This window comes from Arthrobacter livingstonensis, assembly GCF_003219815.1.
GTDB classification, from domain to species: domain Bacteria; phylum Actinomycetota; class Actinomycetes; order Actinomycetales; family Micrococcaceae; genus Specibacter; species Specibacter livingstonensis.
Genome location: NZ_QJVD01000004.1, coordinates 156,161 through 177,545, shown reverse-complemented (window position 1 = coordinate 177,545; position 21,385 = coordinate 156,161). Strand labels below are relative to the sequence as shown.

14 protein-coding genes and 2 tRNA genes are annotated in these 21,385 nt (G+C 65.9%); 9 read left to right on the top strand and 7 right to left on the bottom strand.

The window, feature by feature from the left end:
• Positions 1-59: 59 nt before the first annotated feature.
• From ilvN to ilvD, 3 genes are all read right to left on the bottom strand, one after another.
• Positions 60-572 (bottom strand): acetolactate synthase small subunit, encoded by a 513-nt coding sequence (gene ilvN / locus CVV68_RS05550; RefSeq protein ID WP_110500008.1) that lies wholly within the window; start codon positions 570-572, stop codon positions 60-62.
• Between the two features lie 2 nt (positions 573-574).
• Positions 575-2,467, bottom strand: a complete 1,893-nt coding sequence (locus tag CVV68_RS05545; RefSeq protein WP_110500007.1) for an acetolactate synthase large subunit — start codon at positions 2,465-2,467, stop codon at positions 575-577.
• A gap of 449 nt (positions 2,468-2,916) precedes the next feature.
• Entirely contained in the window at positions 2,917-4,656 is a 1,740-nt protein-coding gene (gene ilvD / locus CVV68_RS05540) for a dihydroxy-acid dehydratase (RefSeq protein ID WP_110500006.1), read from the bottom strand.
• Between the two features lie 368 nt (positions 4,657-5,024).
• Between ilvD and CVV68_RS05535 the strand changes: the two genes are divergently transcribed.
• Both CVV68_RS05535 and bcp read left to right on the top strand, forming a co-directional pair.
• Positions 5,025-5,097, top strand: a tRNA-Lys gene (locus tag CVV68_RS05535).
• Between the two features lie 661 nt (positions 5,098-5,758).
• Positions 5,759-6,235 carry a thioredoxin-dependent thiol peroxidase gene (gene bcp / locus CVV68_RS05530; protein WP_110500005.1) on the top strand — a complete coding sequence of 159 codons (477 nt, stop codon included), beginning with the start codon at positions 5,759-5,761 and terminating at the stop codon, positions 6,233-6,235.
• A 94-nt stretch (positions 6,236-6,329) separates the two neighbouring features.
• On the opposite strand, the gene CVV68_RS05525 is transcribed toward bcp, so the two are convergent.
• Positions 6,330-6,411: transfer RNA gene (locus CVV68_RS05525), tRNA-Leu, on the bottom strand.
• A 147-nt stretch (positions 6,412-6,558) separates the two neighbouring features.
• Between CVV68_RS05525 and CVV68_RS05520 the strand changes: the two genes are divergently transcribed.
• The 4 genes from CVV68_RS05520 to CVV68_RS05505 all read left to right on the top strand — a co-directional run bounded on the left by CVV68_RS05520 (position 6,559) and on the right by CVV68_RS05505 (position 14,429).
• On the top strand, positions 6,559-8,244 hold the full coding sequence (locus tag CVV68_RS05520) for an ABC transporter substrate-binding protein (RefSeq protein WP_245933359.1): 1,686 nt from the start codon (positions 6,559-6,561) through the stop codon (positions 8,242-8,244).
• A gap of 188 nt (positions 8,245-8,432) precedes the next feature.
• Entirely contained in the window at positions 8,433-9,932 is a 1,500-nt protein-coding gene (locus CVV68_RS05515; protein WP_110500004.1) for a malate:quinone oxidoreductase, read from the top strand.
• A gap of 71 nt (positions 9,933-10,003) precedes the next feature.
• Complete coding sequence (locus CVV68_RS05510; protein ID WP_110500003.1) at positions 10,004-13,342, top strand: efflux RND transporter permease subunit; 3,339 nt, start codon at positions 10,004-10,006, stop codon at positions 13,340-13,342.
• A 151-nt stretch (positions 13,343-13,493) separates the two neighbouring features.
• Positions 13,494-14,429, top strand: coding sequence for a putative endonuclease domain-containing protein (locus CVV68_RS05505; RefSeq protein ID WP_110500002.1), 936 nt, complete (start codon positions 13,494-13,496; stop codon positions 14,427-14,429).
• Positions 14,430-14,432: 3 nt separating this feature from the next.
• On the opposite strand, the gene CVV68_RS05500 is transcribed toward CVV68_RS05505, so the two are convergent.
• Positions 14,433-15,962, bottom strand: a complete 1,530-nt coding sequence (locus CVV68_RS05500; protein WP_110500001.1) for an MFS transporter — start codon at positions 15,960-15,962, stop codon at positions 14,433-14,435.
• Between the two features lie 203 nt (positions 15,963-16,165).
• On the opposite strand from CVV68_RS05500, the gene CVV68_RS05495 reads away from it, so the two are divergent.
• Positions 16,166-17,323: an LLM class flavin-dependent oxidoreductase gene (locus CVV68_RS05495; RefSeq protein WP_110500000.1), complete on the top strand. Its 1,158-nt coding sequence runs from the start codon at positions 16,166-16,168 to the stop codon at positions 17,321-17,323.
• A complete protein-coding gene (locus CVV68_RS05490) occupies positions 17,320-17,877 on the top strand; it encodes a MarR family winged helix-turn-helix transcriptional regulator (protein WP_110499999.1) in 558 nt (185 codons plus the stop codon). The genes CVV68_RS05495 and CVV68_RS05490 overlap by 4 nt, the downstream gene beginning before the upstream one ends.
• Here CVV68_RS05490 and CVV68_RS05485 read toward each other — a convergent pair.
• Both CVV68_RS05485 and CVV68_RS05480 read right to left on the bottom strand, forming a co-directional pair.
• A complete protein-coding gene (locus CVV68_RS05485; RefSeq protein WP_110499998.1) occupies positions 17,852-18,682 on the bottom strand; it encodes a hypothetical protein in 831 nt (276 codons plus the stop codon). The two genes, CVV68_RS05490 and CVV68_RS05485, sit on opposite strands and share 26 nt — an antisense overlap.
• A gap of 183 nt (positions 18,683-18,865) precedes the next feature.
• Positions 18,866-20,413 (bottom strand): M20/M25/M40 family metallo-hydrolase, encoded by a 1,548-nt coding sequence (locus CVV68_RS05480; RefSeq protein ID WP_146238830.1) that lies wholly within the window; start codon positions 20,411-20,413, stop codon positions 18,866-18,868.
• 95 nt (positions 20,414-20,508) lie between these two features.
• Between CVV68_RS05480 and CVV68_RS05475 the strand changes: the two genes are divergently transcribed.
• On the top strand, positions 20,509-21,342 hold the full coding sequence (locus CVV68_RS05475; protein WP_110499996.1) for a fumarylacetoacetate hydrolase family protein: 834 nt from the start codon (positions 20,509-20,511) through the stop codon (positions 21,340-21,342).
• The last annotated feature ends 43 nt before the right edge of the window (positions 21,343-21,385 follow it).

Sequence of the window (21,385 nt, the reverse complement as noted above, 5' to 3'; positions counted from 1 at the left end):
ATGTGTGCTGCTTTGTTTTCAAAACGATTGATGTGCGGCCGCGAACGGCAGCGGCCGTGCTACGAGGCGCGCAGCGCCCTGTCGCTCATCGAACGGGATCCCCGTCCGATTGCCAAGGTGCCGGATTGCACGATCTCGCGAATGCCGAAGGGCTCGAGCACATTAAGCAGTGCCGTGAGCTTGTCGGGGTGGCCGGTGGCTTCGATGGTCAGCGAGTCGGTGGACACGTCAACGACCGAGGCGCGGAAGAGGTCTGCGGCTTGGGTGACCTGCAGCCTCGTGGCCGCATCCGCACGCACCTTGACCAGGATATGGTCCCGTTGCACGGAATTCTCTGAAACAAGTTCAACAATCTTGATGACGTTGACCAGTTTATTCAGCTGTTTGGTGACTTGTTCAATCAAGTCTCCGTCGGCGTCGACCACAACGGTCATCCGGGACACCCCGGAGACCTCGGTGGGCCCCACAGCCAGGGAATTGATGTTGAAGGCGCGGCGGGCAAACATGCTCGCCACGCGGGTCAGGACGCCGGGCTTATCTTCAACCAGGACGGAAAGGGTGTGACGTGTCATTTCTAGTCCTCTTCTTCCCACACCGGGGTCATGTTGCGGGCAACCTGGATCTGGTCGTTGCTGACACCGGAGGGGACCATCGGCCACACCATGGAGTCGGGGCTGACCACAAAGTCGATGACTACGGGGCGGTCGTTGATCGCCAGCGCCTTTTCGATGGTCGCGTCGATGTCCTCGACGCGTTCACAGCGCAGACCCACGCAGCCATAGGCGTCGGCGAGCTTGACGAAGTCCGGGACGCGCATGGTGTCGTGGCCGGTGTTCAGGTCCGTGTTGGAGTAGCGGCTGTTGTAGAACAGCGTCTGCCACTGGCGGACCATGCCGAGCGAGGAGTTGTTGATGATGGCAACCTTGATCGGAATGTTGTTGATCCGGCAGGTTGCCAGTTCCTGGTTGGTCATCTGGAAGCAGCCGTCGCCGTCGATGGCCCAGACCACGCGGTCCGGATTGCCCACCTTGGCACCCATGGCCGCGGGCACCGAGTAGCCCATGGTGCCGGCGCCACCGGAGTTCAGCCAGGAATGCGGGCGTTCGTACTTGATGAACTGCGCGGCCCACATCTGGTGCTGCCCGACGCCGGCCACGTAGACGCCCTCGGGGCCGGTCAGCGCGCCGATCCGGGAAATGACACGCTGGGGGGACATGAGCCCGTCTTCCGGCTCCGTCCAGCCCAGCGGGTAGGTGTCGCGCAGGTTGCCCAGGAACGCCCACCAGTCACTGAGGTCCGGGGCGCCGTTGGCCTCGAACTCGGCCTTCACGGCCACGCTCAGGTCGGGAATGATTTCCTTGACCGAGCCCACGATCGGCACGTCCGCCGTGCGGTTCTTGGAGATTTCCGCCGGGTCGATGTCCGCGTGAATAACCTTGGCATGCGGGGCAAAGCTGCTGAGCACGCCGGTGACGCGGTCGTCGAAGCGGGCACCCAGGGTGATGAGCAGGTCCGACTGCTGCAGCGCGGTGACCGCGGAGACGGTGCCGTGCATGCCGGGCATGCCCACGTGCAGGGGGTGCGAGTCGGGGAACGCGCCGCGGGCCATCAGAGTGGTGACGACGGGCGCTCCCGTCAGCTCCGCAAGTTCCATGAGTTCCTTGGACGCGTGTGCCTTGATGACGCCGCCGCCCACGTACAGCACGGGCTTTCGGGACTCGCGGATCAGCTTGGCCGCCTCGCGCAGCTGCTTGGAATGGCCGCGGAAAACGGGGCGGTAGCCGGGCAGGTCGATGACCGGCGGCCACGAGAACGTCATCTGTCCCTGCTGGGCGTCCTTGGACACGTCCACCAGGACGGGGCCCGGGCGGCCGGTGGACGCGAGGTGGAAGGCCTCGGCCAGGACGCGGGGAATGTCCTGGGGGTCGGTCACCAGGTAGGAGTGCTTGGTCACCGGCATGGTGATCCCCACGATGTCCGCTTCCTGGAAGGCGTCCGTGCCGATGACAGCGCTGGAAACCTGGCCGGTGATGGCCACCATCGGCACCGAGTCCATGTGCGCGTCCATGATGGGCGTGACGAGGTTGGTGGCGCCGGGACCGGAGGTGACGATGCACACGCCAACCAGTCCGGTGACCATGGCGTAGCCCTGGGCCGCGTGGCCGGCTCCCTGCTCGTGGCGGACCAGGACGTGGTTGAGCGATGAGGCCATAAGGGGGTCATAGGTGGGCAGGATCGCCCCGCCTGGAAGCCCAAAGACGTCCTTGACGCCAAGCTCTTCAAGGGAACGGACAAGTGCCTCGGAACCGGTCATCTGTACAGGAGCCACAACATTGTTGGGACCTACGACGGCGGTGGCCGGGCTGGCGGGGCTGACTGCGCCGGAGTTGCTGCCTGCGTGGCCGCCATGTCCATGGGACTTGGTGGCGGCCATCAGCGCAGGGCTGGCGGGCGTTCCTTTACTCATCGGTTCTTCCTTTGCGGAATTCGTGCTCATGGGTACTTCGTCTTCGATGCGTTCAGTTGGGTAGGTCACGCGGTGGAACGGGGTGCCTCTGTGGAAACAAAAAAACCCCTCAGCCGTCAGGCTCTCATCGAGGGGTTTGCACGTGTTGCGACGTTCTCTTCACTGGTTGTCAGAGGGTCATGGCCGTTTGGTGTGGCCACTTTGCGTCACGCGCTAGCTAATGACGACTACGAGCAACAGGTTCATACCTGAAGTCTCCCGTTTTACGACCCGGAGTGTCAAACACGCCACACCGCCATCTCATTATGTGGACGCATGGTCCACCCTGTGGTCACCCCGAAAGCGGGTCCCCTCGGCGACCCAACAGCGGAAGGCGGCAGGGCACATAAAGGTTGATTCCCGAGGGGCCCGCGGAGATGGCGCCCTGGCGCCATCTCCGCGGGAGGGAATCAACCGCAGTAGGCGCCGGTGGACGCGCTGTTGACCAGCTTTGCGTACTTGGCCAGGACACCGGAGGTGAACTTGGGCGGCAGCGGCTCCCAGCCTGCCCTGCGCGCCTCAAGCTCGGCCCCGTCCACCAGCAGGTCGAACGTCCGGGCGGCGATGTCGACCCGGATCCTGTCGCCGTCGCGCACAAAGGCGATGGGACCCCCGTCGACCGCTTCAGGGGCCACATGGCCGATGCACAGCCCGGTAGTACCGCCGGAGAAGCGGCCGTCGGTGAGCAGCAGGACGTCCTTTCCCAGGCCGGCGCCCTTGATGGCGCCGGTGATGGCGAGCATTTCGCGCATGCCGGGGCCGCCCTTGGGGCCCTCGTAGCGGATCACGACGACGTCGCCGGCGTGGATGGCGCCCTTGTCCAGGGCGTCCAAGGCCCCCTGCTCGCGCTCAAACACGCGGGCCGTTCCCTCGAAGACGTCCAGGTCGAAGCCTGCGCTCTTGACGACGGCGCCGTCCGGGGCCATGGAGCCGTGCAGGATGGTGATGCCGCCGGTCTTGTGGATCGGGTTGTCCATGGCGCGCAGCACCTTGCCGTCGGGATCCGGCGGGTTGATCTCGGCGAGGTTCTCCGCCACCGTCCGGCCGGTGACCGTGAGGCAGTCGCCGTGGATGAGTCCGGCGTCGAGCAGGGCCTTCATGATGACGGGCACGCCGCCGATCTTGTCGACGTCGAACATGACGTAGCGGCCAAAGGGCTTCAGGTCGCCCAGGTGCGGGACCTTGTCGCCGATGCGCTTGAAGTCCTCAAGGGTCAGGTCCACCTTGGCCTCGCGGGCGATGGCAAGGAGGTGGAGCACGGCGTTGGTGGAGCCGCCGAACGCCATGGTGACGGCGATGGCGTTCTCAAAGGCCTTCTTCGTCATGATGTCGCGGGCACGGATGCCCTTTTCGAGCAGGTGCACCACGGCTTCGCCTGACTTGCGGGCGTACATGTCGCGGCGGCGGTCGGCACTGGGCGGAGCGGCTGAGCCCGGCAGTGACATGCCGAGTGCCTCGCCGATGCAGGCCATGGTGTTGGCGGTGTACATGCCGCCGCAGGCGCCCTCGCCGGGACAGATGGCCCGTTCGATGGAGTCCAGGTCCTTCATGCTCATCTTGCCGGCGGCACAGGCTCCGACAGCCTCGAAGGCGTCAATCAAGGTGACTTCCTTCTCCGTACCGTCCTCCATTTTGGCGAAGCCGGGCATGATGGAGCCGGCGTAAAGGAACACGCTGGCCAGGTTCAGGCGGGCGGCTGCCATCAACATGCCGGGCAGGGACTTGTCGCAGCCGGCGAGCAGGACGGAGCCGTCGAGGCGCTCGGCCATCATGACGGTTTCCACGGAGTCGGCGATGACCTCGCGGGAAACGAGCGAGAAGTGCATGCCTTCGTGGCCCATGGAGATGCCGTCGGAGACGGAGATGGTGCCGAACTGCATGGGGAAGCCGTCCGCGGCGAACACGCCTTCCTTGGCGCCCTGGGCCAGCCTGTTCAGCGACAGGTTGCAGGGGGTGATCTCGTTCCAGGAGCTGGCCACGCCAATCTGTGGCTTGCGGAAGTCGTCGTCCCCCATGCCCACTGCACGGAACATGCCGCGTGCAGGCGCGGCATGAATGCCGTCCGTGACAACGCGGCTGCGGGGTTTGATGTCCGGCTTTCCGTCGGCAGTACGGACAACGGCATCTTCTGAATTCGTCTCCACGCTCATGGGCGTCAGTCTATGACTCCTTCGCGGGCCGGGCCACCCTCACGGTGATTCCGGCCACACGGTGGTCCGCTTGGCGTCATTGTTACGGAGCCGGCGTGCCCGGCGGAGCGCAACCGTGCGGACACGGCCCGCGGGCCAAATCCGCAATCAGACCCGGCCACAACGCCGTCGGCCGGAATCCAGTGGGCGCCAGTGGGCGGTAGTCCCGTTGGGCCCGCGGGATTCCGCGGTTTTTGCAGCATATCTTGTGATCTGCACTGCAAACCGTTCCTCCGATTTCACACTCACCCAAAAATCCTGTAATGTTTCATGTCGTTGCGGGGAACACATCGGACACAAGCCGGAGTGATCCGCTGCAGCGCAAAGACGCACCTCTAGCTCAATTGGCAGAGCAATTGACTCTTAATCAATGGGTTTCGGGTTCAAGTCCCGAGGGGTGCACAGTTGAAGGACAGCCTCCGATTCGCTCACGCGGATCGGAGGCTGTCCTGTTTTATAGCGTTGGTGCCCAAGCCGAATGAGTCGTTTGGCGGCCAATTTCACCGAGAACGGGGCCAACCCGCGAGGACGGTGTATCTTGTGGGTGCGCTCGCGGGTTGGCCCCGTTCTCGCGGGATCCGGCATTCCGTGATGCGGGTTGGCCCCGTACTCGCGGGATCCGGCATTCCGTTATGCGGGTTGGCCCCGTACTCGCGGCCAGTTGCAGCGAAACGGAGCAATCCACCCGGTCCTCCGGTGCGGAAACTGCGATATGCAGATCGGCGCCGACACCCCCCTGGAACGGCGGTGGCCGCGCGCGGAAACAGCGATATGCGGAGCGGCGGCGACGCCCCGCCGGTGGAACTGCGCCGGCAACACTCGTTGGACCGGCGCCACCCCAGGTCGGACCGACTGCGGCAGCGGACTTTTGGCCGCCAGGCCGACCCAGCCCGGCCCATGCAGGCCCAGCCGTTGCCAACCCCGGCCCAGGCGCCAATTTAGTCGCCCGCGGCAACTGGCCTAGGCTGAAGCAAGCAACCATCCACCGCTTGTGCGGCGTCCGCCCGGCAGCACCCACCGCGGCGGCGCCAACCACGGCCGCGCCCCTATTAGGAGTCACGTCATGCCCGAACGCCTTGTCCCCGGCGACACCGCACCGGCCTTCAGTCTTCCCAATGCCAGCGGCGGCACCACGGCTTTGCAGGACTTTGCCGGCCAGAACGTGGTGGTTTATTTTTACCCGGCCGCGTCCACTCCCGGCTGCACCAAGCAGGCGTGCGACTTCCGCGACAACCTGGCGTCGCTGGCTGACGCCGGCTACCAGGTGGTGGGCATTTCCCGCGACTCCGTGGCCAGGCTCGCCAAGTTCGTTGCCGAGGAAAAGCTCACGTTCCCGCTGCTGTCCGACGAGGACCACGCCGTCGCCGATGCCTACGCAGCCTGGGGCGAAAAGACGAACTACGGCAAGACCTACCAGGGCCTGATCCGCTCCACGATCGTGGTGGACGGCAGCGGCAGGGTGGCCGAGGCCCAGTACAACGTGCGCGCAACCGGCCACGTGGCCAAGCTGCGCCGGGACTTGAAGATCGACGCCGCCTAACCACGCATCAACACGGGATCGCCGCGCCCAGCGCCCCAACAAGCAGGGCCCCGGAGAACTAAATGCGTTCCGGGACCCAACTTCACCAACTATGTGCGCAAGAGGGGACTTGAACCCCTACGCCCGAAGGCACAGGTACCTAAAACCTGCGTGTCTACCAATTCCACCACTCGCGCCGGCAGTTTCGTCTCATTAAGACGTCCACAATCCTACCCGGCAATATACACGCTTCGTGACCGGGCCGCCGCGGACGGCAGCCAATGCCAAGAATGAGCCACTAGGATGAGTGGCTGACGGAATCCGCAGCGGTAAGGAGAACCCACGTGCCAATCCAGGCCCGCCCACGGCGCAAGGCGCGCCTGCGTGCAGCGGCGATTGCCGCCGTCGTACTTCTGGGCATCACGGCCTGCACGGGGGCTCCGGGCCCCGGACCGTCAGCTTCGACGCCGGCCACCGCCACCGACGCGCCCGTCACCTTTAACTTTGGCACCGGGGCGGACCCGGCGGGCCTGGACCCGGCGCTGGTGTCCGACACGGAATCGTACCGGGTGACCCGGCAGGTCCTGGAGGGGCTCGTGACGATCGACCCCGTCACCGGCGCGCCGGCCCCGAGCCTGGCAACGTCGTGGAAGGCACTCGACGACGGGCTGGCGTACCAGTTCAAGCTCCGCAAGGGTGTCACGTTCCAGGACGGAACCGCCTTTGACGCGAAGGCCGTCTGCACCAACTTCGAGCGCTGGTACACCCTGCCCAAGGCCACGCGGGGCGACGGCGCCGGGACCATGTTCAAGCAGGTGTTCCGTGAATTTTCGGACCAGGGAAAGGATTCGCTCTACGACAGCTGCACCGTGGACGGATCCCAGGAAGTGACCCTGCGCCTGAAAATGCGCCTGACCGGGTTCCTGCAGGCCCTGACGCTGCCGGCGTTTGCGATCTCCTCCCCCGCGGCGCTGGAGAAGGGGACCGCCAACACCCTTAACCAGACGTTCTCCGGCAACAAGGTCTCCAAGTACGCGCTCCACCCTGTGGGCACGGGCCCGTTCACGTTCACCTCCTCCGGGCCCGGCACGGTGACCATGACCGCGAACCCCAAGTATTGGGGCGAGAAGGGTCAGATCCACAAACTGGTCTTCACCACCTACGAAGAGCCCGAAACCCGGCTGGCGGCACTGGAGGACGGCACCTTGGACGGCTTTGACCCGGTCACGCCGAGCAACTTTGACAAGCTGGTCAAGGCCGGCAAGCAGGTGCTCCAGCGCGACCCCTTCTCCGTTGTGTACGTCGGCATCAACCAGGCCATCCCCATCATGAAGGATGCGAAGGTGCGCGAGGCCGTCGCCGCCGGAATCGACAAGACAACGCTGGTCACCGACTTCTTCATCGCCGGCACGGCCACCACGGCACAGTTCATCCCGCCCAAGCTCAGCGGCTTCAACAACGCCGTGGCCGGCATCCCCTTCGATCCCGTCAAGGCCAAGGCACTGCTCAAGTCCTCCAGCTACAAGGGCCAGGAGCTGAAGTTCTACTACCCCACCAACGCCACCCGGACCTACCTGCCCACGCCGGAAAAGGTGTATGCCGAGATCGCCCGCGAGCTGACGGCGATCGGCTTCAACATCAAGCCCGTGCCGATCGCCTGGAACGACGGCTACATCAATGCCGTGACCTCCCCCGGCGACCACGCGCTGAGCCTCATGGGCTGGAACGGCAGCTACGCGGACCCCGACAACTTTGTGGGGCCGCTCTTCGGCGCCGCCAACGGCGAACTCGGCCTGCAGGACCCCCAGCTCGTCTCGAAGATCACGCGCGCGCGCAGCATGCCCAACGGCCCGGACCGTGTTGTCGCCTACGACGCCATCAACAAGCTGATCGCGACCACCGTCCCCGCCGTGCCGCTCGCCTTCCCGATCTCCGCCATCGCGCTCTCCGACAAGGTGGCCAGCTACCCGCTCAGCCCGGTGCTCAACGAGGTGTTCAACAAGGTCACGCTGAGCGACTCCGCCAAGTAGCCTGCCCCCGTCCTGCGCCGTTGGCGGGAAGCACGACGCCGGCCTGCCCACCCAGGTGCCGCGCCCGCCCGGCGCCGTTGGCGGGACCACCCCGCCCGGGCGTGTGACCCACCTCGCCTGATTTACGCAACCAGCACCTGCCGCGATACGCTTCTACAGCTAGGAAGAGCCTCTATTCGGAGTTGACTGTGACCTTCATCTCGACCACCAAAGACGCTGACGTCGTACTCATCGGAGGCGGCATCATGAGCGCCACTTTGGGTGCAATGCTCAAGCAACTCGAACCAACCTGGAAGATTGCGCTGTTCGAACAGCTCGACACTCCCGGCTTGGAATCCTCCAGTCCGTGGAACAACGCCGGCACCGGCCACTCCGCGCTCTGCGAGCTCAACTATTCACCGATGGCCAAGGACGGCACCGTTGATCCGGCGAAGGCGCTGAACATCAACGAACAGTTCCAGCTCTCCCGCCAGTTTTGGGCCCACATGGTGGACAAAGGCATGATCGGCTCCCCCAAGGGCTTCATCAACACCGTCCCGCACATGAGCCTTGTGCTCGGCGGGGAGCACCGCAAATTCCTCAAGACCCGCCATGCAGCATTGAGCGCCAACCCGCTGTTCGCCTCCATGGAGTACACCGAGGACCCTGCCCAGATTGCCAAGTGGGCTCCGCTGGTCATGAAGGGGCGCGACCCCCAGGAGGTGGTCACCGCCACGCGGGCCGCCGAGGGCACCGACGTCGACTTTGGCGCCCTGACCCGCGAGCTCATCGGCTACCTGGACGGCAACGGCGTCGAGGTCAACTACAGCACCTCGGTCACCGACGTCCAGCGCACCAGCGACGGCAAGTGGGACGTCTCCCTCAAGCACCCGGCCTCCGGCGAACACGGACGCATCAAGGCCAAGTTTGTCTTCATTGGCAGCGGCGGCGGGGCCCTGCACCTGCTGCAGAAGTCCGGCATCCCCGAAGGCAAGGGCTTTGGCGGCTTCCCCGTCTCCGGCCAGTTCTTCCGCTGCACGGATGAAAGAATCGCATCCCAGCACAGCGCCAAGGTCTACGGCCAGGCGTCGGTGGGCGCCCCGCCCATGTCCGTCCCGCACCTGGACACCCGCTACGTGGGCGGCAAGCGCTCCCTCCTGTTCGGCCCGTATGGCGGCTTCTCCACCAAGTACCTCAAGACCGGAAGCTACCTTGACCTGCCCGGCTCCATCCGCCCGGGCAACATCATCCCGATGCTGGCCGTCGGCAAGGACAACCTGGACCTGGTGAAGTACCTGGTCAGCGAGGTCACCAAGTCCCACGCCGGCAAGGTGGAGGCCCTCCACGAGTACTTCCCCGGCGCCGACGGCAAGGACTGGGAACTGATCACGGCCGGCCAGCGCGTGCAGATCATCAAGAAGGACGCCAAGAAGGGCGGCATCCTGCAGTTCGGCACCGAGGTCATCACCTCGGCCGACGGCACCATCTCGGCCCTGCTGGGCGCGTCCCCGGGCGCGTCCACGGCCGTGCCGATCATGCTCCAGCTGCTCCAGCGCTGCTTCCCGCGCAAGTTCAAGCTCGAATGGCAGGATTCGCTGCACGGCATGATCCCCACCTTCGGCACCAAGCTCAACGACAACGCGGAGCTGTTCGAAAAGACCCTGGCATCGACGGCCGAAACGCTGCAGCTGCAGACGGATTCGGCCTAAAGCTCCTTCCGGCAGGACCCAGGGGACCGGCGGGCCACACGGAACCGGCATAACGCAGTGGGAGTGTATTGATGTTTCGTTTGGCACGGATGTCCCTTGGGAACCGGGCGCTGATTGCGCTGATCACCGTCTTCGCGGTGGTGTTCGGCGTCATCACGCTCAGTTCGCTCAAGCAGGAACTCATCCCCTCCATCGACTTCCCGCAGATCACCGTGGTCTCAGCCATGCCGGGGGCGTCCCCGGAGGTGGTGGACAAACAGGTCGGCGCACCGCTGGAAGCCGCACTGAACGCCGTCGAAGGCCTGGAGGGCAGCACGTCCACCTCCCGCAGCGGCATCTCCACCATTAACCTCTCCTTCAGCTACGGCACCAACCTGGACCGGGCGCGGAACCAGATCGACCGGGCCATTTCCAATACCTCGGCCAGCCTGCCGGACGGAGTGCAGCCGCAGACCATCGCCGGCAGCATCGCTGATTTCCCGATCGTGTTCCTGGCCGTGTCCTCCAACCAGGACCTGGCCGCCCTGAACACCAATCTGCAGCAGCTGGCGGTGCCGGCGTTGATGAAGATCGCGGGCGTACGCAGCGCGGACGTCACCGGCGCCAATTCCCAGCACATCGCCATCCTGCCCGACGCCGCCAAGATGGCGGCGGCCGGCCTGAACGCCGGCGCCATCACCACGGCGTTGAAGGACAACGGCACACTGGTGCCTGTCGGCTCGCTGAGCAACAACGGGCTCACCCTGCCCATCCAGGCCGGCAGCCCCGTCGATTCCCTTTACGCCGTCAAGGCCCTTCCGCTGGCCGGCAGCAAGGCCGCTACCGCACCGACCATCGGCTCCGTGGCCAGCGTTGCCCTGGCAGACGATCCCACCACCTCCATCACCCGCACCAACGGCAAGCCCACGCTGGCGCTGTCCATCACCAAGACCCCTGAAGCGGACACCGTCACGGTCTCGCACGAGATCAACGCGCAGCTGCCGCAGATCCAGGCGTCCCTGGGTCACAACACCAAGTTCACCACCGTCCTGGACCAGGCCCCGTTCATTGTGAAGTCCATTGACGACCTCACCCAGGAGGGATTGCTGGGGCTGGGCTTCGCTGTCGTCGTGATCCTAATTTTCCTGCTCTCTGTGCGCTCCACCCTGGTCACGGCCATCTCCATCCCGCTCTCACTGCTGGTGACGTTCATTGGGTTGTGGGCCACAGGCTATTCGCTGAACATCCTGACCCTGGGCGCGCTGACCATCGCTATTGGCCGGGTGGTGGACGATTCCATTGTGGTGATTGAAAACATCAAACGGCACATGAGCTATGGGGAGGATAAGAAGTCCGCCATCCTTTCGGCCATCCGCGAGGTGGCCGGCGCCGTGACGGCCTCCACGCTGACCACCGTTGCCGTGTTCCTGCCCATCGCCTTTGTGGGCAGCCTGGCCGGGGAACTGTTCCGGCCGTTCGCGCTGACCGTGACCTTTGCGCTGGTGGCCTCGCTGCTGGTGTCGCTGACCATTGTGCCGGTGCTGGCGTACTGGTTCCTGAAGTCGCCCGCCGCTCCCGTTGCTGATGCCGGGACGGTAACCGGTGGGAAGGCGGACGACGCCGGAACCACCTTGGCCGGGCAGGCCCTTCTTCGCGTCGTGGAAGAGAAGGAGCGCGGCTCCTGGCTGCAGCGGGGTTACCTTCCCATCCTGGCCAAGACGCAGAAACACCCTGTATACACGCTGGTGGCCGGCGTCATCATCCTCGGTGCCACGCTGGCCATGACCCCGCTGCTGCCCACGAACCTGCTCGGGGACACCGGCCAGAACAGCCTGACGGTCAATCAAAGCCTGCCGGCCGGCACCAGCCTGGACGCCACGGACAGTGCGGCGAAGAAGGTGGAATCGGTACTCAGGGGCATTTCCGGCGTCGAGGACGTGCAGGTCACCGTCGGCAACAGCTCCAGCGGCTTCTCCGCGCTGCGGTCCTCCGGCGCCTCCAGCGCCACCTTCCAGGTCATCACCGATCCCAACGCCGATCAGGTGAAACTGCAGGACACCGTCAGGAACGCCGTGGCCAAGGTCAAGGACGCCGGCGCCGTTGCCCTGGGCTCATCCGGCGGAGGCTTTGGCACCTCAAATACTGTCGACGTCACGGTCAAGGCCGGCACCGGCGCCGAACTGCAGGACGCCTCCGACACCCTGGTGAAGGCCATGACCGGCCTGGCCGGCGCGCAGTCCGTCTCCAGCAACCTCTCCGGTGCACAACCCGTGGTGCAGGTCAGCGTGGACCGGGCCAAGGCCGTCGCGGCAGGGCTCGACGAATCCCAGATCACCGGACTGCTGGCCGCTACGGTCAGCCCCATCCCGGGCGGAACAGTGCGCATAGACACCACCGATTACAAGGTGCAGGTGGGGCTCGGGAAGACCTTCGAGTCCGTGGCGGCCCTTGCCGCAGCCAAGATTCCAACAGCCGCGGGGCCGGTGCCCCTGAGCTCGGTGGCCACAGTGCAGCAGGTGGACACTCCGCTGACCATCACCTCCTCCAACGGCCAACGCACCGCCACCGTCTCGGTGACGCCGGATGCCAATTCGCTGGGCTCGCTCAGCGCCGAGGTGGCGAAGAAGCTCGATTCCGTGAAGCTCCCGGCCGGGGCCATCGCCACGATCGGCGGTGCCGCCACCCAACAGGCGGATTCGTTCCGGCAGCTGGGCCTGGCCTTGCTGGCGGCCATTGCGATCGTCTACGTGATCATGGTGGCCGCGTTCAAGTCCCTCATCCAGCCATTGATCCTGCTGGTGTCCATCCCGTTTGCAGCCACCGGCGCCATCGCGCTGCTGCTCATCACGCGCGTGCCGCTGGGCCTGGCGTCGTTGATCGGCATGTTGATGCTGGTGGGAATCGTGGTCACGAACGCCATTGTGCTCATCGACCTGATCAACCAGTACCGGCGGCCCGCCGGCGACAGGCCTGCCATGAACGTGGCCGACGCCATTGAACATGGAGCCCGGCAGCGCCTGCGTCCCATTCTCATGACGGCGCTGGCCACCATTTTTGCCCTGACGCCGATGGCTCTGGGCGTGACGGGCGGCGGCGGATTCATTTCGCAGCCGCTGGCCATCGTGGTGGTGGGCGGGCTCGTGTCCTCCACGCTCCTGACCCTGGTGCTGGTGCCCGTGCTGTACCGGCTCGTGGAGGGCCGCAAGGAACGGCGGGAACAGCTCAAGGCCCTGAAGGTGGTGCACAGGCCCGCTTCGTCTGCGGGCTCGGCACCTTCCGGCACTGCCGGCACTTCCCGCACGGCTGGTTCTTCCAATGCCGCCGGGGCCGACGGCACATCCGGCACCGCCAGCACGTCGAAGAAGCCGGAGTTCCAGGACTGGACCACGGGTGCCATTCCGAAGATCCGCGGCCGCCGCGCCGCCGACTGACCCCCTCCACCCCAGATTCTGTGTTGCAGTTGTTGGATGAAAATACCGCATTTCGACGGGTATTCGTCCAACAACTGCAACACAGATCGCAGGAGGCGGCGACCTGTGGATAACTTAAACGGCCGGCCGCCGGAATTGCCATGATGATGGCATGCCACGGCTTGATCGACTCCCCGAAATTCTGCGCACGGCGCCCTTCACTGTTGCCGAGGCACTGGAGAGGGGCGCGAGTTACGGAGAGTTGTGCCATCGTGACGTTCTCACCCTCAGCCGCGGCATCAAGTCACTGAAGAACGACGCCGACGTCCCCCTTGCGCTTCTCACCCGGCCTTACACCTTGGTCACTGGCTATTCGGCAACATCCCATGCCACCGCCTTCGCGATTTGGCAATTTCCGGGCTTCCTTCCCGGAGTGGGAGGCAGGGCATTGCACATCTCGCGCCAGTATCCACACGTGCCCGCACGGCGGCTCGGAGTCGTTGGCCACCGGACCATGTTTCGGAACGACGAAGTCTGCTTTTTCAATGGCCTGTGGATCACGACCCGCACCAGGACCTGGCTGGACTGTGCCCGGAAGATGTGTGTCGATGAACTGGTGGTGGTCGCCGATCATCTCGTCCGCATTCCCCGGCCCGAATTTGAAGGACGCACCAAGCCGTACGCCACTATGGCAGAGCTGGCCATCCTGTTGGAAAGGCACCCGGGGACACCAGGCATAGTCAAAGCACGCGAGGCGCTCCGATTGGCACGTGTCGGCTCTGACTCTCCGCAGGAAACCAAACTCCGTCTGGCCTGCGGGTACGCCGGGCTGCCTGAGCCCCTGCTCAATGCCAAAACAAAGCTCGCTGCTGGCGTGGAGCGCACACCCGACCAGTCGTATCCGGATTACAAAGTCGCCGTGGAATACGACGGCGGCACGCACGCCGATCCGCGGCAGGTGGAACGGGACGTCAGCCGAGAGGAAGACTATGCCAGCTCCGGTTGGAAAGAGGTGCGCATCATGAAGGGCCACATGGCCAACGACGCCAAAGAAGCCGTACGCAAGGTCCGCGACGCGTTGTGGGATCGCGGCTGGCGCCCATCCTGAACCCTAAGGGGCGGGGAGGGTGGCGTCAAAGGCCAGCCTCGGCACAAAGTACAGTGCCACGGCGGCGACCAGGGCCGTCACGCCGCAGATGGCCCACACCAGCATGTAGCCGGCCAGCGGCGCCGCCGTGCTGCCGGACCCGGCGGTCAGCGACCCGAGCGCCGAACCCGCAAGGGCGATGCCAAAGATGCATGAGGCGAACGCCCCGCCCACGGTCTTTGTGGCGTTCGTCAGCCCGGTCGCCATGCCGGTTTGGGTCAGCGGCGCCGCTGCTGCCGCGGCGGACGGCAACGCGGCCACCAGCGCCCCGCTGCCCACTCCCGCAATGACCATGTTGACCAGCACCTGCTCCATGGACCCGTGGAAGGGCAGGAAGAGCAGGTAGCCCACCGCCACCAGGAACGCCGCCGCCATCAAGGTAATCCGCGGCGTGGTCCATTTCGTCACGACCGGGTACAGCAGCGCCCCCACCAGCAGCCCCAGGACGTAGACGCCGATCAGGATCGAGACCAGCCCCGAGCTGGCGCCCAGCCCGTACCCCACCTCGCCCGGGTCGGTCCGGGCAAATGTGGACAGCGGCGCCTGCGCCCCGAGCACGGAGACGCCAAACAAGAACGCCGTGAGCTGCACGGGCCACATGCTGGGCTGGCGCAGGAGGCGGATGTCCACCATGGGGTCCTTGTGGCCCAGTTCGTGCCGGGTAAAGGGCACCAGCGTGGCCAGCCCCAGTACGACGGCGGCCCACGCCCACCAGGTGCCCGGGCCGTTGATGCGCATGAAGGTCAGCCCGGCGGTGATGAGCAGCAACGCCAGGGAGAGCAGGACCAACCCCATGGTGTCGACCCGGCCGCCCGTGCGGTTGGCGGATTCGGGCACGCCAATGAGGATCACGAAGAAGCACAGCGTAACGGCAATGGCCGGAACCATGAGTGTGAGCCAGAGCCGGCCCGGCAGCGCCCCACCAATGAAGCCGCCGGCCAGGGCTCCCACAATGACACCAAATTCCAGTCCGGCCACCAGGATGCCGGCCGCCTTACGGGTCAGGGCCGCGCCGTCGGGCCGCTGGTGGGAGCGGCTGTAGATGAGTGCTATCTCCAGCGGCAGCCAGACCACGTATATGCCCTGCAGCGCCCAGGCGGTGAGGAAGAGCCAGAAATTCGGCGCAAACGCCACGCCCCAGGATGCGGCGGCGGTCAGCGCCGTGGAGACGAGCAGCACCCTGCGGTGGCCCACCATGTCGCCCAGTTTGGCCAGAACCGGGACCACCAACGCGCTGACCATGAGCTGGGCGGCCTCAAACCAGTTCACGTCGGCGTCGTGGATGCCCAGGAACCGGGCGATGTCCGTCAGCAGCGGCGTGTAATAGCCTTGCAGGACACCGCTGGTAATTTCCACCAGCACCAGGAAGCCGACAACGGCGGCCGCTGTGGGCCCCGCCTGCAGGCCTGGCCGCAGGGGACGTACTTGACTTGGATCCACGAAAAGCCTCCCGGCCAGGTTGTGATACCGCCAACAGTGTCGCTTGATGAGCATCCTAGTACCCACCGGTAACCCCGCGGCGGCGGCGGGCCGGAACAACGGAGCGGCCCGGCAAAATATCCCCATCGGGGGACGTCCGGCAGGTCCGCGCCCCGCCGGGCGTCCGGGGAACATATTGGCGCCGGTCCGGGTTGAACCGTATATTAGATGCAAACGTATATATCTCGGGCCATCGCCGGGAGATGAAGGAGCACCCCATGCAGTTCGGAATTTTCAGCGTCGGCGACATCACCATGGATCCCACCACGGGCCGCATTCCCACCGAACATGAGCGCCTGAAGGCCATCACCACCATCGCCAAGCACGCCGAGGACATTGGCATGGACGTGTTTGCCACGGGCGAGCACCACAACCCGCCCTTCTACCCCAGCTCCCCCACCGCCATCCTGGGCTACATTGCCGCGCAGACCGAGAAGATCATCCTCTCCACAGCCACCACGCTGATCACCACCAATGACCCGGTCAAGATCGCCGAGGACTTCGCCACGCTGCAGCACCTGGCCGAGGGCCGTGTGGACCTGGTCCTGGGCCGCGGCAACATGGGCGCCGTCTACCCGTGGTTTGGCAAGAACAACCAGGACTCCGTGGAGTTGACAGTAGAAAACTACGCGCTGCTGCGCCGCCTGTGGGATGAGGAAGTGGTGAACTGGGAGGGCAAGTTCCGCACGCCTCTGCGCGGATTCACCGCAACGCCCCGCCCGCTCGACGGCGTTGCCCCCTTCGTCTGGCACGGCGCAATCCGCACGCCCCAGGTTGCGGAAATCGCCGCTTATTACGGCGACGGGTTCTTTGCCAACAACATCTTCTGGCCCAAGGAACACTACATCCAGCTGATCAACCTTTACCGTGAGCGCTACGCGCACTACGGCCACGGCACGCCGGAGCAGGCCATTGTCGGCCTGGGCGGGCAGTTCTTCATCCGGAAGAACTCGCAGGACGCCGTCAACGAGTTCCGCCCGTACTTCAACAACGCCCCGGTGTACGGCCACGGCCCGTCGATGGAGGACTTCACCTCACAGACTCCACTGACGGTGGGCAGCCCGGCGGAAATGATCGAAAAGACGCTGACCTTCCGCGACTACTTCGGGGACTACCAGCGCCAATTGTTCCTGGTGGACCATGCCGGCCTGCCGTTGAAGACCGTGCTGGAACAGCTGGACCTGTTCGGCTCGGAGGTGCTGCCCACGCTTCGCAAGGAGTTTGCCGCCAACCGGCCGGCCACCATCCCGGACGCCCCCACCTTCGCCGCGCGCAAGGCGGCCAAGGCGGCCAAGCCGGCGTCCGGCGTCGAACAGGCCACGGCTGTGGAAGATGGTTCCGCCGCAGGGAGTGCCACAAAGGGAGCCGGGGCATGATCTCCGCCGCGGCGCACCGCCGCCTGGCCACGGAAGCGTGGGAATCGCTGCTCCGCTCACAGGTGGCCGTGATGCGCGAACTCCACAAGGAACCGGTTTTCAAGAAGGTGGGCAGCCGCGAGTACGACGTCCTGTTCAACCTCTCGCGCTGCCCCACTGGCTGGCTCCGCCTGAACGAGCTCAACGACAACGTCCTGCTTACCCAGCCCAGCATTTCGCGCCTCGTGGAGCGGTTGGAGGCACGCGGCCTGGTTCAGCGCAGGACGCCCGACGACGACCGGCGCGGCGTGTTGATCGGACTCACCGAGGCGGGCGCGGCCCTGCAGAAGGACGTGGGCCGGGCGCATGTGCAGAACATAATGAACGTCATGGAGGAAGGCCTCAGCGACACCGAGCTGCAGCAGCTGCTGGAGCTCACCGGCAAGCTGCGGGCCGCGGTGGCCGAAAGGGCTGCCGGCGCTGCGCACACCGGCCATGGGCAAGCCGGCACTGGGCAAGCCGGCACTGCGCCGACCGGCCCGGACCCGGTCAGCCCAGCGACTTCAGCGACGTGACCATCCGCTGCACGTTGAGGTATTCGCTGGTGTTCATATAGGCCTGCGCGTTGGCAAGGGTGGCGAAGGCGCGCAGGCCCGCCGATCCGTCCGGCGCGCTGGTGAACTGCAGGACATCGCCGAACATGTAGATGCCCAGCTGCTTCGATTGGACGGTGTTGTACACCATGCAGGCCCTGCCGTCCTTGCCGGCCGACTGGTCCGTGATGCCATAGGAGGCGTAGAAATGGGTGGCGCCCTGGATCACGCGGTAGACGAAGCGCGGGTCGACGGCGGCTGCACCCTGGTTGTTTGACGGGATCTGCATCGGGATGCTGGAGATCACGGTGTACGGCCGCATCGAATTGGGCGTGCAGGCACCTCCCAGGCCGGTGATTTGGGTTTGCAGGGTTGCCACCACATCCCCGGAGGTGTCACGCACTTCCACGCGCACGCCCTTGGCATCCTTGCCCGTTACCAGCTGCGTGATCCAGTCCGCCGGCAGTTCAAAGCTGACATTCCTGCCGGGGTCCGTGTACGTTTTCCACTGCGCGGCCGTTGGCTCGGCGGAGGGGCTGGCGGACGGGTTGCTCGTGGGGCCCGCCGCGCCGGTCCCGCCTGGGGCGCCCGCCGTGCCCGTGGCGCCTGCGGTGCCGGCCCCTCCCGGGGACGACGGCGCCGGGCCGGCCTGGGTGGTGCCGCCCGCCTGCGGTGAGGGGGTCGCCGGGCTGATCGACACGCCGCAGGCGGCCAGGGAAAGTGCCGCGACCAACACCGTCAACGCCGAAAGTGCCGCCGTTCGGGTCATGGTGCGGTCAGTTTCCATGCGTCGTTGCATTGCTGCTCCTGGGGAATTTGCGGTTCCGGGGTGTCCCTTCGCTGCCCATGTTAGCGACGTGTTGCACAGTCACGGCTGCGCTGCGCCGCGCCCGCCTGTGGAGGTGCACCACCTTGGAATCCGCCGTGCGGGCAGCTCCGTCACCACCGAAAGGGAGCGGTGGCGCGCCGTTCACATCTGCTGCATCAGCTCCCGGTAAAACACCACGCCGGCACCCAGCGCGGAGATGCGCACCTTCTCGTTGACGGCGTGCAGGCTGGCCCGGTCATCCTCGTCCATCAGCAGGGGTGAGAAACGGTACACGGCAGGGCAGATTCCGGTGAAGTGGCGGGCATCCGTGGCACCGGTTTGCACGCAGGGGGTCACCACGGCGTCGGGATGGGAGACTCCCACGCACCGCGAAAGCAGGGCGAACTGTTCGTTGTCGAACGGGGAAATCGGCGAGGGCCCGTGCGCGCCGAGCACCCGCAGCTCGATGCCCGGGTCGTTGATGATGCGGCGCACGCGTTCCACCACGTCCTCCACGGTCTCCCCCACGGCGATCCGGATGTTGGCATTGGCCCGTGCCGTCGAGGCGAGGACGTTGGAGCCCTTGCTGCCTTCGAGTTCGGTGATGGCCACCGTGGTCCGCGTCATGGCCCTTGCCTCGTCGCCCAGCACGTCGAAGGCTCGCGTCAGCAGCCCCTTGAACGCCCACATGTTGGCCGTGACCAGCCGCATGCCAAAGCCGCTGTGCACCCCTATCCGGCGCAGCATCTCCACAACGGGCGCGGGCATCGACTGCGGGAACGGATTGGTTTCCAGAGCCATGATCGCGCGCGCCAGGCGGGCAGTTGCTCCCATTTTGGGCGGTGTTGAGGCGTGTCCGCCGTGGCTGCGCGTGATCAGCTCCAGATCCACGATCCCCTTTTCTGCCACGCCAATGACTGCCGCGGGCGGCCGCAGGCCGGGAAACGCGTTCTCGGCCACGGCGCCCCCTTCGTCAAGGACCATCCACGGCTGCACGCCCCGTTCCTGGAACAGCGCGGCGGCCGCAACCGCACTGTCGCCCGCCGTTTCCTCGTTGTTGCCAAACGAGAGGTAAATGTCGAGGCCGGGCGTCCACCCCTGGTCCAGCAGGGACTCCACCGCTGCCAGAATCACCACGACGGCCCCCTTGTCATCCAGCGCGCCCCTGCCCCACACGTACTCGCCGTCCTGATGCCCGGAGAAGCCGGAATGCGTCCAGTCGTCGCGAGGGTCCACGGGCACCACGTCATAGTGGGCCATGAGCACCACCGGTTTTGCAGCAGCATCGGGCCGCGTGCCCGGCCATTTGAATAGCAGTGCGTGGCCGTTGAGGATTTCCCGGTCCAGCGCCGCGTGGGCGGCCGGATACAGTCGTTCGACGGCGGCGATAAGCCCGGTGAATTCGTCGAGTTCAATCTCATCCCGGCGCTGCGAAAAAACCGTGCGGAAGCGGATCAATTCCGTGAGCTGATCCGCCGCCGGCTGGGCAAACTCGGCGCCGATGGTTCCGTGATGGACAGTCGAGCTGGGGCTTCCGGCCGCTACCCCGGCACCCGAACCGGCGCCCGGGCGTGCGGACCCCGCGCGCCCGGCCCCGGAACGCATGGCCCGCGCCCCCATGACGGCTGCCGTGCCGGCGGCACCGGCAGCACCGGCGGCGATCGCGGCGGCCACGGCACGGTTCAAGGATTTTGCACTTCCGCGTTCCATGCCAAAAGTCTAGGCCACTGCCCCGGCTGCCCGCAGGCAGTGGACCACAGCCCAAGCCCACCCGCCACAGCCCGCACAGGAGGTAGGATCTCCTCATGACCAATGCGCCGCACCGCCTTGCCCGTGTCCGCCCCCTCGACGCCGTGCCGGGACCGCTGCCGGAACAGTTCTTTGTCCGCAATGACGCCGCGGACTTCAACAGCCCCGACGGGCACACCTGGCGCATCATCAAGACGCCGTTTCCCGCGTCCCCCGCAAACCAAAACAGCCCCGCCCGCGGCGGCTGGGCCGTCGGCGGCAGCGTCGGCCAGGATCAGTTCACCTTCCTGGCGCCCTGCGCGCCCACCAATGTCTTTGGCATGGCGCACAACACGGGTGCCCCTGGCCGCGCCCTGCCCCCGCAGGCTTTCCACAAGGCCGCCAGCTCGGTCATCGGCCCCGGCGACGCCATCAAGCTCAGTCCCACTGCGGGGCACGTCGACCCCGAAGCCGAGCTGACCGTCGTCGTCCGCAAGGCCGCGCGCAAGCTGACCCTGGACAACGCGCGCGACGCCATCCTCGGCTTCACCATCGGCAACGACGTCTCCGCCCGTGACGCCCAGAAGTCCGACGAATTGTGGATCAGCGCCAAGAGCCCCGACACCTTCACCCCGCTGGGCCCGTGGATTGTGGTGGGCCTCGCGGACGACGGCGTGCCCATCACCGTCGTGCACAACGGCACTGAGCTGTCCCCCGCCTCCAGCGACGACCTCGGCTGGGGCGTGGAGGAGATCCTCGTGTACCTCAGCGGATTCATGACACTGCAGCCCGGTGACGTCATTCTGACCGGCGCGCCCGGGGAATGCCGCCAAATCCGGCCCGGCGACGAAGTGGTGTGCCGCGTGGGCGGGATCGGCGAACTGCGCAATCCCGTGGTGGCGGGCGAGTAGCGCATGCCGCGCCACACCGCAGTGCGGCACGGCGCGGCCCACT

What these genes read in the sequence shown, in the direction of transcription:
- ilvN (WP_110500008.1), bottom strand. Translation starts at nt 572, where the DNA reads ATGACACGTCACACCCTTTCCGTCCTGGTTGAAGATAAGCCCGGCGTC.
- CVV68_RS05495 (WP_110500000.1), top strand. Translation starts at nt 16,166, where the DNA reads ATGCAGTTCGGAATTTTCAGCGTCGGCGACATCACCATGGATCCCACC.
- CVV68_RS05545 (WP_110500007.1), bottom strand. Translation starts at nt 2,467, where the DNA reads ATGAGTAAAGGAACGCCCGCCAGCCCTGCGCTGATGGCCGCCACCAAG.
- CVV68_RS05485 (WP_110499998.1), bottom strand. Translation starts at nt 18,682, where the DNA reads ATGGAAACTGACCGCACCATGACCCGAACGGCGGCACTTTCGGCGTTG.
- CVV68_RS05490 (WP_110499999.1), top strand. Translation starts at nt 17,320, where the DNA reads ATGATCTCCGCCGCGGCGCACCGCCGCCTGGCCACGGAAGCGTGGGAA.
- CVV68_RS05500 (WP_110500001.1), bottom strand. Translation starts at nt 15,962, where the DNA reads ATGCTCATCAAGCGACACTGTTGGCGGTATCACAACCTGGCCGGGAGG.
- ilvD (WP_110500006.1), bottom strand. Translation starts at nt 4,656, where the DNA reads ATGAGCGTGGAGACGAATTCAGAAGATGCCGTTGTCCGTACTGCCGAC.
- CVV68_RS05480 (WP_146238830.1), bottom strand. Translation starts at nt 20,413, where the DNA reads ATGGAACGCGGAAGTGCAAAATCCTTGAACCGTGCCGTGGCCGCCGCG.
- CVV68_RS05475 (WP_110499996.1), top strand. Translation starts at nt 20,509, where the DNA reads ATGACCAATGCGCCGCACCGCCTTGCCCGTGTCCGCCCCCTCGACGCC.
- CVV68_RS05510 (WP_110500003.1), top strand. Translation starts at nt 10,004, where the DNA reads ATGTTTCGTTTGGCACGGATGTCCCTTGGGAACCGGGCGCTGATTGCG.
- CVV68_RS05505 (WP_110500002.1), top strand. Translation starts at nt 13,494, where the DNA reads ATGCCACGGCTTGATCGACTCCCCGAAATTCTGCGCACGGCGCCCTTC.
- bcp (WP_110500005.1), top strand. Translation starts at nt 5,759, where the DNA reads ATGCCCGAACGCCTTGTCCCCGGCGACACCGCACCGGCCTTCAGTCTT.